A 13,901-nucleotide genomic window follows, 5' to 3' on the forward strand; every position below is an offset into this window, starting at 1 on the left:
AAGATCCTGTCCACCGGCGGAATGCTCGACGCCGCCAACCAGACGCAGGCCCGCAAGGTCCTGGTCGCCACCGAGGTCGGCATGCTGCACCAGCTGCGCCGGGCGGCACCGAAAGTCGACTTCCAGGCCGTGAACGACCGTGCGTCCTGCAAGTACATGAAGATGATCACCCCCGCGGCCCTGCTGCGCTGCCTGGTCGAGGGCGCGGACGAGGTCGATGTCGACCCGCAGATCGCGGCGCTGGGCCGTCGCAGCGTGCAGCGAATGATCGAGATCGGGCAGCCGGGCGGTGGCGAATGACCGCCGGTCCCAACTGGACTCACACCGCTGACGTCGTCGTCATCGGCACCGGCGTCGCCGGGCTGGCCGCCGCGCTGGCCGCGCACCGCGCCGGGCGCAACGTCGTCGTCCTGAGCAAGGCCGATAAGGCGCACGGCGCGACCGCGACGCACTACGCGCAAGGCGGCATAGCCGTTGCGCTGCCGGAAAATCCGGAGAACGACGACTCGGTCGAGGCGCACGTCGCCGACACTGTGACCGCGGGCGCGGGCCTGTGCGACCGCGAGGCGGTGCACTCGATCGTGGCCGACGGCCACCGCGCGGTGTGCGATTTGGTCGGTGACGGAGCGCGTTTCGACGAGTCCGCTCCCGGCCGCTGGGCACTTACTCGTGAGGGCGGGCACTCGCGTCGGCGCATCGTGCACGCCGGTGGTGACGCCACCGGCGCCGAGGTGCAGCGTGCGCTCGACCATGCCGCGCGCACGCTCGACATCCGGACCAGCCATGTCGCCCTGCGTGTGCTGCACGACGGCGGCGCCGTCACCGGGGTCTTGGTGGGCAACCCGGACGGATGCGGAATCGTCAGCGCGCCATCGGTGATCCTGGCCTCCGGCGGGCTCGGGCAGCTCTACGGCGCGACCACGAATCCGGAGGGCTCCACCGGCGACGGCATCGCGTTGGCGTTGTGGGCCGGCGTCGCGGTCAGCGATCTCGAGTTCATCCAGTTCCACCCGACGATGCTGTACACCCCGGGCACCGGCGGGCGACGGCCACTGGTTACCGAGGCCATTCGCGGCGAGGGCGCGAGATTGATTGACCGCAACGGCGATTCGGTGACGGCCGGCGTTCACCCGATGGGCGATCTGGCGCCGCGCGATGTGGTGGCCGCCGCCATCGACACCCGGCTGAAGGCGATCGGGGACCCGTGCGTGTTCCTCGACGCGCGACACATTCCGGGCTTTGCCACCCGCTTCCCGACCGTGACGGCCGCATGCCTGGCCGCCGGGATCGATCCCGTCCGCCAACCCATTCCGGTGGTGCCCGGTGCGCACTACAGCTGCGGCGGCGTCGTCACCGATGTGTACGGCCAGACCGAGCTGCCAGGGCTTTATGCCGCCGGTGAGGCGGCCCGCACCGGGCTGCACGGCGCAAACAGGCTGGCGTCCAACAGCTTGCTTGAAGGCCTGGTGGTCGGCGGGCGGGCTGGAAGGGCCGCGGCCGCACACGCCGCGACAGCCGGGCGCACGCACGCGGCGGCCCCCGAGCCGATCGCCCACACCGCGCCCGCGCGCGACGAACTGCAACACGCGATGAGCCTCGACGCGTCGGTCGTGCGCGACGTCACCGGGCTGAGCCGGCTGTCCGAGACGCTGTCGGGCGCCGCCGGGCGCGCCATCACTGGCCGTCGCGATTTCGAGGACGTCGCATTGGCCGTGGCCGCCCGCGCGGTCACGGCTGCGGCCTTGGCCCGCAACGAGAGCCGCGGCTGCCACCACCGCGCCGAGTATCCGAGCACCGCGCCGGAACACGCTCGCAGCAGCGTGCTTCGCCTGGGCGACGACCAGATCTCGGTGCTGGTGGAGGCGCTGGCGGCGGTGGCCTAGATGATGCAGCCCGACGAGCGAAGCACCGCTCAGGACATCATTCGACGCGCTCTCGAGGAGGACCTGCGCTACGGGCCCGACGTCACCACCCGGGCGACGGTTCCCGTCGACGCGGTGGCCACCGCATCGATGGTGCCCCGGGAGCCCGGTGTGATCGCGGGGGTGGAGGTCGCGTTGCTGGTCCTCGACGCCGTCCTGGCGGGCGGCTACGAGGTCACGCACCAGGTCGAAGACGGCGCGCGGCTGCAGCCTGGCCAGCCGCTGCTGACGGTGCGGGCGGAGACCCGTGGGCTGCTGACCGCGGAGCGGACCATGCTGAATCTGATCTGCCACCTGTCGGGCATCGCCACCACAACCGCGGCCTGGGTCGAGGCCGTGCAGGGCACCAAGGCCAAGGTCCGCGACACCCGCAAAACCCTGCCCGGCCTACGGGTGCTGCAGAAATACGCGGTGCGCGTCGGCGGCGGCGTCAACCACCGGCTCGGCCTCGGTGACGCCGCGCTGATCAAGGACAACCACGTGGTGGCCGCCGGGTCGGTGGTCAACGCGCTGCGCGCGGTGCGCGACGTCGCACCGGATCTGCCGTGCGAGGTGGAGGTGGACTCGCTCGAACAGCTGGACGAGGTGCTCATCGAAAAGCCGGAACTGGTTCTGCTGGACAACTTTCCGGTGTGGCAGACGCAGATGGCCGTGCAGCGCCGCGACGCGCGCGCGCCCGCCGTTCTGCTCGAGTCGTCCGGCGGCCTGGGCTTGGAGAATGCCGCCGACTACGCGTCGACGGGCGTGGACTTCCTGGCCGTCGGAGCGCTGACCCACTCGGTTCGGGTGCTCGATATCGGCCTGGATATGTAGCTATCCACCTCTTTCTCCCGAGTGTGCGTCCTGGGCGGGAAAAGCGCCCGAATCCCAGCCATACGCGCACACTCAAAGCCGTCAGTGCACACTCGGTGCGCGCAGCAAGGTCCGCGCTGCGGGCTTGGCGGCATTGAGGGCATCCGGATCACCGGCGGTGCGCGACAGGATCAGCGCGCCCTCGATCAGTGAGATCACCGCGAGCGCACCCTGTTTCGCGTCCGCCGCTGGCCGGCCTCAACGGCGGCGGATTCATGTCGGATCTGGTGTTGGTGCCCTACGCCGACCCGATGCTCGTCCCGGCCCCCGAGAACGTCGACCCGGTTTGCATCGCGTCGTTATCGGACAACATCCCCGACGGCTGGCGGGCCATCGGCCCCTACGCGGCGGACCTGGACCGGCTGGATCCGGCCGATTGCCGCGTCCTGGTGGTCGGGCGGCTGTCGATCGGGCTCTACGCGGCGGCGATGGCGGTGGCCCTCGGTGCCCACGTCGACTACGTCGATACCGATCCGCAGCGGCTGGCCGCGGCCGAAAAGCTCGGCGCCGCCGCCCACGATCGGCCCAAGCCGGACAAGTCGTGGGAGCCCTATCCCGTCACCGCCCACACGTCGGCCGACCCGTCGCTGCTGGCCGCGACGCTGCGCGCCACCTGGCCGGACGGCGTATGCACCGACACCGGGGTCTACTACCAACCCAGCGTCGAGATGCCTCTGCTGCCGATGTACACCCGCGGCGTGAGGTTCGTCACCGGTCGGGTGAACGCGCGTGCGGCCATCCCGCAGGTGCTGGAAGTGCTGGCCGGGGGATGCGACCTCTTGCCGGCCGTCGACCGGGTTGCGTCCTGGGAGGATGCCCCAGACGTGTGGCCGACGATGACCGGCAAGACGGTCTTTACGCAGGTATAACCGCTCAGGCGATATCGGTGACGAGCACCGCCATGCGGCGCAACTGCAGTCGCACCAGCCAGGGCAGCCCGTCTCCGTTGGAGCCCGCGGGCAGAATCCGCGGGTTGATGATGTGCACCTCGCTGCGGGCAAAGCGCAGGTCGGCCTGGCCCGCGGCCAGTACGTTCTTCACCCAGTCCGTCTTGCCGTGGCCGAGCGCGATCGCCAGGACGTTTCCCTTGCGATAGGCGGTCACGATGGTCTTGAACGTCTTGCCGGATTTGCGGCCGCGATGCTCGATGGTCCCCGTTCCGGGCAGGTAGCGAGCGATCGGTTTGATCGCCCGGTTGAAGTATTTGACCTGAAGGTTCTCGAACCAGGGGGGATACACCATGGGAATGCTCGGGGCGTTGTTCGGGTGATCCTTGGCGGACATGGCGGCTCCCAGGGTGAGTAACGCGGGGTAAGGCCTTCAGACGGGCACTGTACCGGTCGGATATTGAGTTGAGATTCTCTGGGACAATGGACAACGTGAGCACCACTGGACCGTCGCCGATGGCCCGCATCGACCTGCGGGGCGAGGAGTTGACCGCTGCCCGCTTGCGGGCGGCGCTACCGCGCGGCGGCGCCGACGTGGAGGCCGTACTGCCGAAGGTGCGCCCGATAGTGGAGGCGGTCGCGAAGCTCGGGGCCGACGCGGCCTTGGAATACGGAGCCAAGTTCGACGGCGTGCGCCCCTCGGCGGTTCGAGTGCCGGAAGCGGCGCTGCAGGCGGCACTGGACGGGCTGAGCCCCGACGTCGCCGAAGCGCTGCGGGTGATGATCGAACGCACCCGCGCGGTGCACGCCGACCAGCGACGCGCCGACGTCACCACGACGCTCGGCCCGGGTGCGACGGTGACCGAGCGATGGATTCCCGTGGAGCGGGTGGGCCTGTACGTGCCCGGCGGCAATGCCGTCTACCCGTCCAGCGTGGTCATGAACGTGGTTCCCGCGCAGGCCGCCGGCGTCGACTCGCTGGTGGTGGCCAGCCCGCCGCAGGCCCAGTTTGACGGCTCGCCGCACCCGACGATCCTGGCCGCCGCGCGGCTGCTGGGCGTCGACGAGGTGTGGGCCGTCGGCGGCGCGCAGGCGGTGGCGTTGCTGGCCTACGGCGGCACCGACACGGACGGCGCGGAACTGGCGCCCGTCGACATGATCACCGGCCCGGGCAACATCTACGTCACCGCCGCCAAGCGGTTGTGCCGCTCGCGGGTCGGCATCGACGCCGAAGCCGGGCCGACGGAGATCGCGATCCTCGCAGACCACACCGCCGACCCGGCACATGTGGCCGCCGACCTGATCAGTCAGGCAGAACACGACGAGATGGCGGGCAGCGTGCTGGTCACTCCAAGTGCGGATCTCGCCACGGCCACCGACACGGAGTTGGCCGCCCAACTGGAAACGACGGTGCACCGCGAACGGGTGACGGCCGCACTTGGTGGAACCCAATCCGCGATCATCCTGGTCGACGACCTCGACGCCGGCATCAAGGTCGTCAACGCCTACGCCGCCGAGCACCTGGAGATCCAAACCGCCGACGCGCCCGGCGTCGCCGGCCGAATCCGTTCCGCCGGTGCGATTTTCGTCGGCCCCTACGCGCCGGTGAGCCTCGGTGACTACTGCGCCGGGTCCAACCACGTGCTGCCGACGGCGGGCTCGGCCCGGCATTCGAGTGGGTTGTCGGTGCAGACCTTTTTGCGCGGCATCCACGTCGTCGACTACACCGAGTCGGCGCTCAAAGACGTTTCCGGACATGTGATCACGCTGGCGAAGGCCGAAGACCTGCCGGCCCACGGCGAGGCGGTTCGGCGGAGGTTCGAGCGATGACGGAAAAGCCCACGCTTGACGACCTGCCGCTACGCGACGATCTGCGCGGCAAATCGCCTTATGGGGCGCCACAATTGGCGGTTCCGGTGCGGTTGAACACCAACGAGAACCCGCACCCACCCACCGCGGCGCTGGTGGAGGACGTCGTACGGTCGGTGCAGGATGCGGCCGCGGACCTGCACCGCTATCCCGACCGTGACGCGGTGGCGCTGCGTACCGATCTTGCCCGCTACCTCACCGCGCAGGTCGGCGTCCCGGTCGGAGTCGAAAACGTCTGGGCGGCAAACGGATCCAATGAGATCCTGCAGCAGCTTTTGCAGGCCTTCGGCGGACCGGGCCGCACCGCGATCGGGTTCATCCCGTCGTATTCGATGCACCCGATCATCTCCGACGCCACGCGCACCGAGTGGCTGGAGACGGCCAGGGCCGAGGACTTCAGCCTCGACGTCGAAACCGCCGTCGCCGCCATCGTCGAGCGCCAGCCCGATGTCGTATTCATCGCCAGCCCCAATAACCCTTCGGGACAAAGTGTTTCGCTGCCGGACCTGCGGCGGCTGCTCGACGTGGTGCCGGGAATTTTGATCGTCGACGAGGCCTACGGCGAATTCTCGTCGCAGCCCAGCGCGGTCGCGCTGGTCGAGGAGTATCCGACCAGGCTCATCGTGAGCCGCACCATGAGCAAGGCGTTCGCCTTCGCCGGTGGCCGGCTCGGGTACCTGATCGCCACCCCGGCGGTGATCGACGCGATGCTGCTCGTGCGGCTGCCGTACCACCTGTCGTCGGTCACCCAGGCCGTGGCGCGCGCGGCGCTCCGGCATGCCGACGACACCCTGAGCAGCGTCGCGAAGCTGATCGCCGAACGCGAACGCGTGACGGCGGCCTTGACCCGCATGGGTTTTCGGGTCATCCCCAGCGACGCGAACTTCGTGCTTTTCGGGGAATTCGCCGACGCGCCCGCCACCTGGCAGCGCTACCTGGAAGCCGGCGTCCTTATCCGCGACGTCGGAATCCCCGGTTACCTGCGCGCCACCACGGGGCTTGCGGAGGAGAACGACGCATTCCTGCGGGCCAGCGCCCAAATCGCAGCCACCGAACTGGCACCAGCCACCCCAGTAGGAGCACCGTGACCACTATCGCAACGCGGCGCGCGCGGATCGAGCGCCGCACCAGGGAATCCGACATCGTCGTCGAGCTCGACCTCGACGGCACCGGGCAGGTGCACGTCGACACCGGCGTGCCGTTCTATGACCACATGCTTACAGCGCTGGGCAGCCACGCCAGCTTCGACCTGACCGTGCGCACCAAGGGTGACGTGGAAATCGAAGGCCACCACACCATCGAGGACACCGCCATCGCGCTGGGTACCGCGCTCGGCCAGGCCCTGGGCGACAAGCGGGGCATCCGCCGGTTCGGGGACGCGTTCATCCCGATGGACGAGACGCTGGCCCACGCCGTGGTCGACGTGTCCGGCCGGCCCTACTGCGTGCACACCGGGGAGCCGGATCACCTGCAGCACACCACCATTGCCGGTAGTTCGGTGCCGTACCACACCGTGATCAACCGGCACGTGTTCGAGTCGCTCGCCATGAACGCGCGCATCGCGCTGCACGTGCGCGTCCTGTACGGGCGCGACCCGCACCACATCACCGAAGCGCAGTACAAGGCGGTGGCGCGCGCGCTACGTCAGGCCGTCGAGCCCGACCCCCGGGTATCGGATGTGCCGTCCACCAAAGGTGTTTTGTGACAGCGAAATCCGTAGTCGTCTTGGATTATGGCTCCGGCAATCTGCGATCGGCTCAACGTGCGCTACAACGCGTCGGCGCGTCGGTCGAGGTGACCGCCGACGCGGGTGCCGCGGCGGCCGCCGACGGGCTGGTGGTGCCCGGCGTCGGCGCCTTCGAGGCCTGCATGACGGGCCTGCGCCGGATCGCGGGGGAGCGCATCATCTCCGACCGGATCGCCGCCGGGCGCCCCGTGCTGGGCGTCTGCGTCGGGATGCAGATCCTGTTCACCCGCGGCGTCGAGTTCGGCGTGGAATCGACCGGGTGCGCGCAGTGGCCAGGCGAAGTCACCCGGCTGCAGGCCCCGGTTATCCCGCACATGGGTTGGAACGTGGTCAATTCCGGATCCGGCAGCACCCTGTTCAACGGGCTGGACGACGACACCCGGTTCTATTTCGTGCATTCCTACGCCGCACAGCGCTGGGAGGGTTCGCCCGAGGCGGTGCTGACATGGACCGCCCACGAGTTGCCGTTTTTGGCCGCGGTCGAGGACGGGCCGCTGTCCGCCACGCAATTCCATCCGGAGAAGAGCGGGGACGCCGGTGCGGCCGTGTTGAGCAATTGGGTTGAGGCACTGTGACAAACGGTTCTGGAGGAAACTTGTTGATTTTGTTGCCCGCGGTCGACGTGGTCGACGGGCGGGCCGTGCGCCTGGTGCAGGGCAAGGCCGGCAGCGAGACCGAGTACGGCTCGGCGTTGGACGCGGCGTTGAACTGGCAGCGCGACGGCGCCGAGTGGATTCACCTCGTCGACTTGGACGCGGCCTTCGGCCGCGGCTCGAACCGCGAGTTGCTCGCCGAGGTCGTGGGCAAGCTCGACGTGCGAGTCGAGTTGTCCGGTGGGATCCGCGACGACGACTCGCTGGCGGCCGCGCTCGCCACCGGTTGCGCGCGGGTCAACCTCGGAACGGCCGCCTTGGAGAACCCGGAATGGTGTGCCCGGGCGATCAGCGAGCACGGCGACAAGGTCGCCGTCGGGCTGGACGTCCAAATCGTCGGTGGTGCGCACCGGCTGCGCGGGCGTGGCTGGGAGACCGACGGCGGCGACCTTTGGGAGGTGCTGGAACGCCTTGACAGACAAGGATGTTCGCGGTTTGTGGTCACCGATGTCACCAAGGACGGCACGCTGGGCGGCCCCAACCTCGACTTGCTGGCATCGGTCGCCGGCCGGACCGAAGCGCCGGTGATCGCCTCCGGCGGAGTCTCGAGCCTGGACGACCTGCGCGCGATCGCCACCCTCACCGACCGCGGGGTCGAGGGTGCGATCGTGGGCAAGGCCCTCTACGCCGGCCGGTTCACGCTGCCGCAGGCGCTGGCCGCGGTGAAGGGCTAGCGCACCGATGGATTTGGCCGCGTTGGTTGAGCAGGCGTCGGAAATTCTGGACGACGCGACGGGACCGTTCCTGGCCGGCCACCGCGCGGACTCGGCGGTCCGCAAGAAGGGCAATGACTTCGCCACCGACGTCGATCTTGCGATCGAGCGGCAGGTGGTCGCCGCGCTCGAGTCGAGCACCGGAATCGGCGTGCACGGCGAGGAATTCGGCGGCGCCGACGTCGACTCCCCATGGGTATGGATTTTGGACCCCGTCGACGGCACGTTCAACTACGCGGCCGGATCGCCGATGGCGGGGATCCTCTTGGGCTTGCTGCACGATGGTGAGCCAGTGGCCGGATTGACCTGGTTGCCGTTCATGGACCAGCGCTACACCGCGGTGGCGGGCGGCCCCTTGTACAAGAACGGTGAGGCCCAGCCGACGCTGGTGCCCACCGACCTGGGCGACTCCCTGATCGGAGCGGGGTCGTTCAGCGCCGACGCCCGCGGCCGGTTCCCTGGCAGGTACCGGATCGCGGTGCTGGAGAATCTGAGCCGGGTCTCGTCACGGTTGCGCATGCACGGCTCGACCGGCCTCGACCTCGCCTATGTAGCCGACGGAATCCTCGGCGCGGCAGTGAGTTTCGGTGGCCACGTCTGGGACCACGCTGCCGGCGTCGCACTGGTGCGTGCCGCGGGCGGCGTCGTCACCACCCTGGCGGGCGAACCGTGGAGTCCGGCGTCGCAGTCCACCCTGGCCGCCGAGCCCGTCGCGCATGCCAGGCTTCTGGAGTTGCTGCGCGGCACCGGCCGACCGGAGGACTACTGAGATGAGTGACGGCCTTGCGGTGCGGGTGATTCCGTGCCTGGACGTCGATGCCGGCCGGGTGGTCAAGGGCGTTAACTTCGAAAACCTCCGCGACGCAGGCGATCCCGTTGAGCTCGCCGCCGCCTATGACGCCGAAGGTGCCGACGAGCTGACGTTTCTCGATGTGACCGCGTCGTCGTCGGGGCGCGCCACCATGCTGGACGTGGTGCGCCGCACGGCCGAGCAGGTCTTCATTCCGTTGACCGTCGGCGGCGGGGTGCGCACGGTGGCCGACGTGGATCTGTTGCTACGCGCGGGGGCCGACAAGGTCTCGATCAACACCGCCGCGATCGCCAACCCCGATCTACTGGCCGAGCTGGCAAGGCAATTCGGCTCGCAGTGCATCGTTTTGTCGGTCGATGCCCGCACGGTGCCGCCCGACTCGGTGCCGACTCCGTCGGGCTGGGAGGTCACCACGCACGGTGGGCGCCGAGGCACGGGCATCGACGCCGTCGAATGGGCAGCCCGCGGCGCCGACCTCGGGGTGGGGGAGATCCTGCTGAACTCGATGGACGCGGACGGCACCAAGGCCGGGTTCGACCTGGAGATGCTGCGGGCGGTGCGCTCGGGGGTCACGGTGCCGGTGATCGCCAGCGGCGGCGCCGGGGCGGCCGAACACTTTGCTCCCGCGATCGCCGCGGGCGCGGATGCGGTGTTGGCGGCCAGCGTCTTTCACTTCCGCGAGCTGACCATCGGGCAGGTGAAGGCCGCCATGGCCGCAAAAGGGATCACCGTGCGATGACGCTCGACCCGCAGATCGCCGCCCGGCTGAAGCGCAACGCCGACGGCCTTTTCACCGCCGTCGTGCAGGAGCGCGGCAGCGGCGACGTGCTGATGGTCGCCTGGATGGATGACGCGGCGCTGGCCCGCACACTCGAAACCCGTGAGGCGACCTACTATTCGCGTTCCCGCGCAGAGCAGTGGATCAAGGGGGCGACGTCCGGTCATACCCAGTACGTCCACTCGGTGCGGCTGGATTGCGACGGGGACACCGTGCTGTTGACGGTCGACCAGGTCGGCGCTGCCTGCCACACGGGCGACCACAGCTGCTTTGACGCCGACGTGCTGCTGTCACCCGACGCTAACTAGGCGGCACGTCCAGCCCGTTGGCCGCCGCGATCGCGGCGCGTGTCCATTCGCGGCGGACCACGGCAGGCTCGATGCGGTCGCGGCGAATGACGTCGACGTCGATGGCCTTGCCGGCGGTTATCGGGATCGGTACCCGGAAGGAATAGGCCGGCTGGTCCGTGGCGACGGCCAGCATGGCGTCGTTGTCGGTGAAACCGTTGGCGCGCATGGTTTCCTCGGCCCATCGAAACGGCTTGAGGCCATCGAAGTTCTTGACGTAGACCACCCAGAGTTTGGTGCCCTGCGCACTGTGGAGCTTGTTGAGCGCGCGGTTCACGGCGTCGTGCTCGACGGGGCCGAGCACACCCGATCGATCGGTGATCTGACCGGACAGCTTGAGCCCCGGCTTCGCCGGCGGCGGCGCGCCACCACCCGAAGGTGCGGGCGCCGCGTGCGAAGGGGCACCGCCGCTTGCTCGGTTCGCCTTGCCGTTGAGCATGTGCACGCCGACCACCGCGGCGGCCGCGACCAGCGCGATGGCGACGAGTGCCGCAACCAGCGTCGCCGTTCCCAGTCGGTGGCGGGGCTTCGGCTGCGGCGAAAGATTCTGGGGCGCCGCGATCACCTCCGTCGGGCCTGCGATGTCGGGCGGTGCGGTCTCCATGTGGCCTGCCAGCGCGGCCACGAAATCACTGCACGAGCCGTATCGCTCGTTCGGCTGCTTGGCGAGCGCCTTGGCGATGACGGGATCGAGGGCGGCCAGGTCGGGCCGTCGTTCGCCGATCAGCGGTGGCGGCGCGGACAGATGCTGGCCGATGACCACCGCCGGGTTGGAGTGGTGAAACGGCGCGGACCCGGTCAACAGGTTATAGGCCGTGCACCCCAGCGCGTACTGGTCGGCGCGCGCATCGAGGTTCGCGCCCTGCAATTGCTCGGGCGAGCAGTAGGCGGTGGTGCCCACCAACATGTTCGTGGCGGTCAGGCCGCTGATCTCACCCAGCTCGCGGGCAATGCCGAAGTCGGCCAACAGAATCCGCCGTTTATGATTTCCGTCACCCAGCAGGATGTTGGCGGGTTTGACGTCGCGATGCAGCAGCCCGCGCGAGTGAGCGTAATCCAGCGCGTCGGCAACCGCCGAAATGATCTCGACGACTTCGTCTTTGGGCATGCCGGACGGATACCGGCTGCGCAACAGGTTCGCCGCGTCGGTGCCCTCCACGTAATCCATTGAGATCCACAGCTGCCCGTCGTATTCACCGCGGTCGTGGATGCCGACGATGTGCTCGCTGTACAGGCTTGCGGCCAGGTCGGCTTCCCGGTTGAAGCGCCGGCGGAATTCGTCGTCGGCGGTGAGCTCGCCGGGCAAGATCTTCAGCGCGTCGCGGCGGGGCAGCCGCGGGTGCTGCGCCAGGTACACCTGGCCCATGCCGCCGGACCCCAAGCGCCGCACGATGGTGTATCCGGCGAAGACCTGCCCCTGCGTCAGGCCGCCGCTTTCTGGCATGTAGGCATGTTACTGAGGCCGTGTTCGCGGCAAGCCGGTGATGCGTGTCGCGTGCGTACCGCAGGCGCGAGCCCTTCACTTCGATGAGAATGACGGGCGATGTCGAAATGGTTGTCGTGGAACGTCGTCGTGCCTTTGGTTGCCGTCGTCGTGTTGGCGTTCACGTGGGGCGAGACGCTCGGGCCGGCCCTGGTCGGGCTGGCCGCGTTGTTCCTGATCGGCGCCGTGTTGGCCGCGGTGCACCACGCGGAGGTGGTCGCCCACCGGGTCGGTGAGCCCTTCGGGTCGCTGGTGCTCGCGGCCGCGGTGACGGTCATCGAGGTGGCCCTCATCGTCGAGTTGATGGCTTCCGGAGGCAACGAGGCGGCGACGCTGGCCAGGGACACCGCGTTCGCCGCGCTGATGATCACCACCAACGGCATCGCCGGTTTGTCGCTGCTGCTCGGTTCGGCCCGCTACGGCGTGACGCTCTTCAACGCCGAAGGCAGCGGCGCGGCGCTGGCCACGCTGACCACGTTGGCGTCGTTGAGCCTGGTGCTGCCCAGCTTCACAAGTAGCGAACCGGGCAAGGAGTTTTCCCCGAGCCAGCTGGCGTTCGCCGCGGTCGCCTCGCTGCTCGTGTATCTGCTTTTCGTCTTCACGCAGACCGTGCGACATCGCGACTTCTTTCTGCCGATCGCGCAGAAGGGCCAAAAGCGCCTGTTCGAGGACGAGTCGCACGCCGACCCGCCGAGCGTGGGCGCGGCACTGACGAGTGTCGGGCTGCTGCTCGCCGCCCTGATCGCGGTGGTCGGCCTGGCCGAGGAGGAATCGCCCGCCGTCGAGCACGCGGTGACCGCTGCGGGGTTCCCGCAATCATTCGTCGGTGTGGTGATCGCGGCGCTGGTGTTGCTGCCGGAAACGCTGGCGGCGGTGCGCGCCGCGCGGCAGGGCCGCATCCAAACCAGCCTGAATCTGGCCTACGGTTCGGCGATGGCCAGCATCGGCCTCACGATCCCGGCGATCGCGCTGGCGTCGACCTGGCTGAAAGGACCGCTGGCGCTCGGCCTCGGCTCCGTCCAGTTGGTGCTATTCGCGCTCACCGTGGTGATCAGCGTGCTGACGGTCGTGCCCGGGCGGGCGACCCGCCTGCAGGGCGAGGTGCACCTGGTGCTGCTCGCCGCCTACGTGTTTCTGGCGATCAACCCCTGACGCCTACCGGGTGCGCAGCGTCTCCAGCGCCTTGTCGGCGTGGGTGGCCATGTTGAACTCGCTGGAGATCACGTTGAGGACCGTGCGATCGGTGTCGATGACGAACGTCGTGCGCTTGACCGGCATCAGCTTGCCGAGCAGGCCGCGCTTGACGCCGAACTGTGCGGCGACCGTCCCGTCGGTGTCCGACAGCAGCGGGTAGTCGAACTTCTGCATGTCGGCGAACTTGGCCTGCTTCTGCACCCCGTCGGCGCTGATGCCGACCCGGTTGGCGCCAACGGCGGCGAATTCCGAGGCCAGGTCGCGGAAGTGGCAGGCCTCCTTGGTGCAGCCCGGGGTCATCGCCGCCGGGTAGAAGAACAGCACGACGGGACCGCTGGAAAGCAGGTCGCTGAGCTTGCGCGGCGTTCCTGTCTGATCGGGGAGTTCGAAGTCGGCCACGGTCTCACCAGGTTTCATGGGCGACACGCTACGCCGGGAGGGTGCTCAGGGGGCGTCGAGCTGGTCAACCCATCTGGGAGGATGGTTCGGTGCACGCCAACCTCGCCGAGACGACCTCACGAGAGGATTTCCGCCAGCTCGCAGCAGAGCACCGCGTGGTTCCGGTGACCCGCAAGGTGTTGGCCGACAGCGAGACGCCGCTGTCCGCCTATCGCAAACTCGCGGCTAATCGCCCCGGTACCTTCC

16 protein-coding genes and 1 pseudogene are annotated in these 13,901 nt (G+C 68.9%); 14 read left to right on the top strand and 3 right to left on the bottom strand.

The window, feature by feature from the left end:
• From nadA to JOZ00_RS12585, 4 genes are all read left to right on the top strand, one after another.
• On the top strand, positions 1-300 hold a 300-nt coding region (gene nadA, locus JOZ00_RS12570; protein WP_293344281.1), incomplete at its 5' end, for a quinolinate synthase NadA.
• Positions 297-1,883: an L-aspartate oxidase gene (locus JOZ00_RS12575; protein WP_293344282.1), complete on the top strand. Its 1,587-nt coding sequence runs from the start codon at positions 297-299 to the stop codon at positions 1,881-1,883. The genes nadA and JOZ00_RS12575, both read left to right, overlap by 4 nt.
• Positions 1,884-2,735, top strand: coding sequence for a carboxylating nicotinate-nucleotide diphosphorylase (nadC, locus tag JOZ00_RS12580; RefSeq protein ID WP_293344283.1), 852 nt, complete (start codon positions 1,884-1,886; stop codon positions 2,733-2,735).
• Positions 2,736-2,923: 188 nt separating this feature from the next.
• A complete protein-coding gene (locus JOZ00_RS12585; RefSeq protein ID WP_293344284.1) occupies positions 2,924-3,643 on the top strand; it encodes a zinc-binding dehydrogenase in 720 nt (239 codons plus the stop codon).
• A 4-nt stretch (positions 3,644-3,647) separates the two neighbouring features.
• Here the strand turns inward: JOZ00_RS12585 and JOZ00_RS12590 are convergent, their stop codons facing one another.
• Positions 3,648-4,058: a nitroreductase family deazaflavin-dependent oxidoreductase gene (locus JOZ00_RS12590; protein WP_293344285.1), complete on the bottom strand. Its 411-nt coding sequence runs from the start codon at positions 4,056-4,058 to the stop codon at positions 3,648-3,650.
• 86 nt (positions 4,059-4,144) lie between these two features.
• Here JOZ00_RS12590 and hisD point away from each other — a divergent pair, with 86 nt between their 5' ends.
• Genes hisD through hisI form a run of 8 tightly spaced genes read left to right on the top strand, consistent with a single transcriptional unit; the run spans position 4,145 to position 10,540 of the window.
• A complete protein-coding gene (hisD, locus tag JOZ00_RS12595) occupies positions 4,145-5,491 on the top strand; it encodes a histidinol dehydrogenase (RefSeq protein WP_293344286.1) in 1,347 nt (448 codons plus the stop codon).
• Positions 5,488-6,618 carry a histidinol-phosphate transaminase gene (locus tag JOZ00_RS12600; RefSeq protein WP_293344287.1) on the top strand — a complete coding sequence of 377 codons (1,131 nt, stop codon included), beginning with the start codon at positions 5,488-5,490 and terminating at the stop codon, positions 6,616-6,618. Before hisD ends, JOZ00_RS12600 begins: the two co-directional genes overlap by 4 nt.
• Positions 6,615-7,235 carry an imidazoleglycerol-phosphate dehydratase HisB gene (gene hisB, locus JOZ00_RS12605; protein WP_293344288.1) on the top strand — a complete coding sequence of 207 codons (621 nt, stop codon included), beginning with the start codon at positions 6,615-6,617 and terminating at the stop codon, positions 7,233-7,235. Before JOZ00_RS12600 ends, hisB begins: the two co-directional genes overlap by 4 nt.
• The gene (hisH, locus tag JOZ00_RS12610) at positions 7,232-7,852 is read left to right on the top strand and encodes an imidazole glycerol phosphate synthase subunit HisH (protein ID WP_293344289.1); all 621 of its coding nucleotides are present in this window, start codon (positions 7,232-7,234) and stop codon (positions 7,850-7,852) included. The genes hisB and hisH overlap by 4 nt, the downstream gene beginning before the upstream one ends.
• Before the next feature lie 20 nt (positions 7,853-7,872).
• Positions 7,873-8,604 carry a bifunctional 1-(5-phosphoribosyl)-5-((5-phosphoribosylamino)methylideneamino)imidazole-4-carboxamide isomerase/phosphoribosylanthranilate isomerase PriA gene (priA, locus tag JOZ00_RS12615; protein ID WP_293344290.1) on the top strand — a complete coding sequence of 244 codons (732 nt, stop codon included), beginning with the start codon at positions 7,873-7,875 and terminating at the stop codon, positions 8,602-8,604.
• 7 nt (positions 8,605-8,611) lie between these two features.
• Positions 8,612-9,412: an inositol monophosphatase family protein gene (locus JOZ00_RS12620; RefSeq protein ID WP_293344291.1), complete on the top strand. Its 801-nt coding sequence runs from the start codon at positions 8,612-8,614 to the stop codon at positions 9,410-9,412.
• A gap of 1 nt (position 9,413) precedes the next feature.
• A complete protein-coding gene (gene hisF / locus JOZ00_RS12625; RefSeq protein WP_293344292.1) occupies positions 9,414-10,193 on the top strand; it encodes an imidazole glycerol phosphate synthase subunit HisF in 780 nt (259 codons plus the stop codon).
• Entirely contained in the window at positions 10,190-10,540 is a 351-nt protein-coding gene (gene hisI / locus JOZ00_RS12630; protein WP_293344293.1) for a phosphoribosyl-AMP cyclohydrolase, read from the top strand. The genes hisF and hisI overlap by 4 nt, the downstream gene beginning before the upstream one ends.
• Here the strand turns inward: hisI and JOZ00_RS12635 are convergent.
• The gene (locus JOZ00_RS12635; protein WP_293344294.1) at positions 10,533-12,023 is read right to left on the bottom strand and encodes a serine/threonine-protein kinase; all 1,491 of its coding nucleotides are present in this window, start codon (positions 12,021-12,023) and stop codon (positions 10,533-10,535) included. The two genes, hisI and JOZ00_RS12635, sit on opposite strands and share 8 nt — an antisense overlap.
• A 99-nt stretch (positions 12,024-12,122) precedes the next feature.
• Here JOZ00_RS12635 and JOZ00_RS12640 point away from each other — a divergent pair, with 99 nt between their 5' ends.
• Positions 12,123-13,214, top strand: a complete 1,092-nt coding sequence (locus JOZ00_RS12640; RefSeq protein ID WP_293344295.1) for a calcium:proton antiporter — start codon at positions 12,123-12,125, stop codon at positions 13,212-13,214.
• Between the two features lie 3 nt (positions 13,215-13,217).
• On the opposite strand, the gene JOZ00_RS12645 is transcribed toward JOZ00_RS12640, so the two are convergent.
• Entirely contained in the window at positions 13,218-13,673 is a 456-nt protein-coding gene (locus tag JOZ00_RS12645; protein WP_293344296.1) for a peroxiredoxin, read from the bottom strand.
• A 71-nt stretch (positions 13,674-13,744) separates the two neighbouring features.
• Between JOZ00_RS12645 and JOZ00_RS12650 the strand changes: the two are divergent.
• Positions 13,745-13,901: pseudogene (locus tag JOZ00_RS12650) on the top strand (anthranilate synthase component I); the annotation flags it as partial.

Source organism: Mycobacterium sp. (assembly GCF_019243155.1).
Classification (GTDB): domain Bacteria; phylum Actinomycetota; class Actinomycetes; order Mycobacteriales; family Mycobacteriaceae; genus Mycobacterium.

Coding starts and splice junctions, on each gene's coding strand:
- JOZ00_RS12635 (WP_293344294.1), bottom strand. CDS start 12,023: ATGCCAGAAAGCGGCGGCCTGACGCAGGGGCAGGTCTTCGCCGGATAC.
- JOZ00_RS12590 (WP_293344285.1), bottom strand. CDS start 4,058: ATGTCCGCCAAGGATCACCCGAACAACGCCCCGAGCATTCCCATGGTG.
- nadC (WP_293344283.1), top strand. CDS start 1,884: ATGATGCAGCCCGACGAGCGAAGCACCGCTCAGGACATCATTCGACGC.
- JOZ00_RS12620 (WP_293344291.1), top strand. CDS start 8,612: ATGGATTTGGCCGCGTTGGTTGAGCAGGCGTCGGAAATTCTGGACGAC.
- JOZ00_RS12575 (WP_293344282.1), top strand. CDS start 297: ATGACCGCCGGTCCCAACTGGACTCACACCGCTGACGTCGTCGTCATC.
- hisI (WP_293344293.1), top strand. CDS start 10,190: ATGACGCTCGACCCGCAGATCGCCGCCCGGCTGAAGCGCAACGCCGAC.
- hisF (WP_293344292.1), top strand. CDS start 9,414: ATGAGTGACGGCCTTGCGGTGCGGGTGATTCCGTGCCTGGACGTCGAT.
- JOZ00_RS12640 (WP_293344295.1), top strand. CDS start 12,123: ATGTCGAAATGGTTGTCGTGGAACGTCGTCGTGCCTTTGGTTGCCGTC.
- JOZ00_RS12645 (WP_293344296.1), bottom strand. CDS start 13,673: ATGAAACCTGGTGAGACCGTGGCCGACTTCGAACTCCCCGATCAGACA.
- JOZ00_RS12600 (WP_293344287.1), top strand. CDS start 5,488: ATGACGGAAAAGCCCACGCTTGACGACCTGCCGCTACGCGACGATCTG.
- hisD (WP_293344286.1), top strand. CDS start 4,145: ATGGACAACGTGAGCACCACTGGACCGTCGCCGATGGCCCGCATCGAC.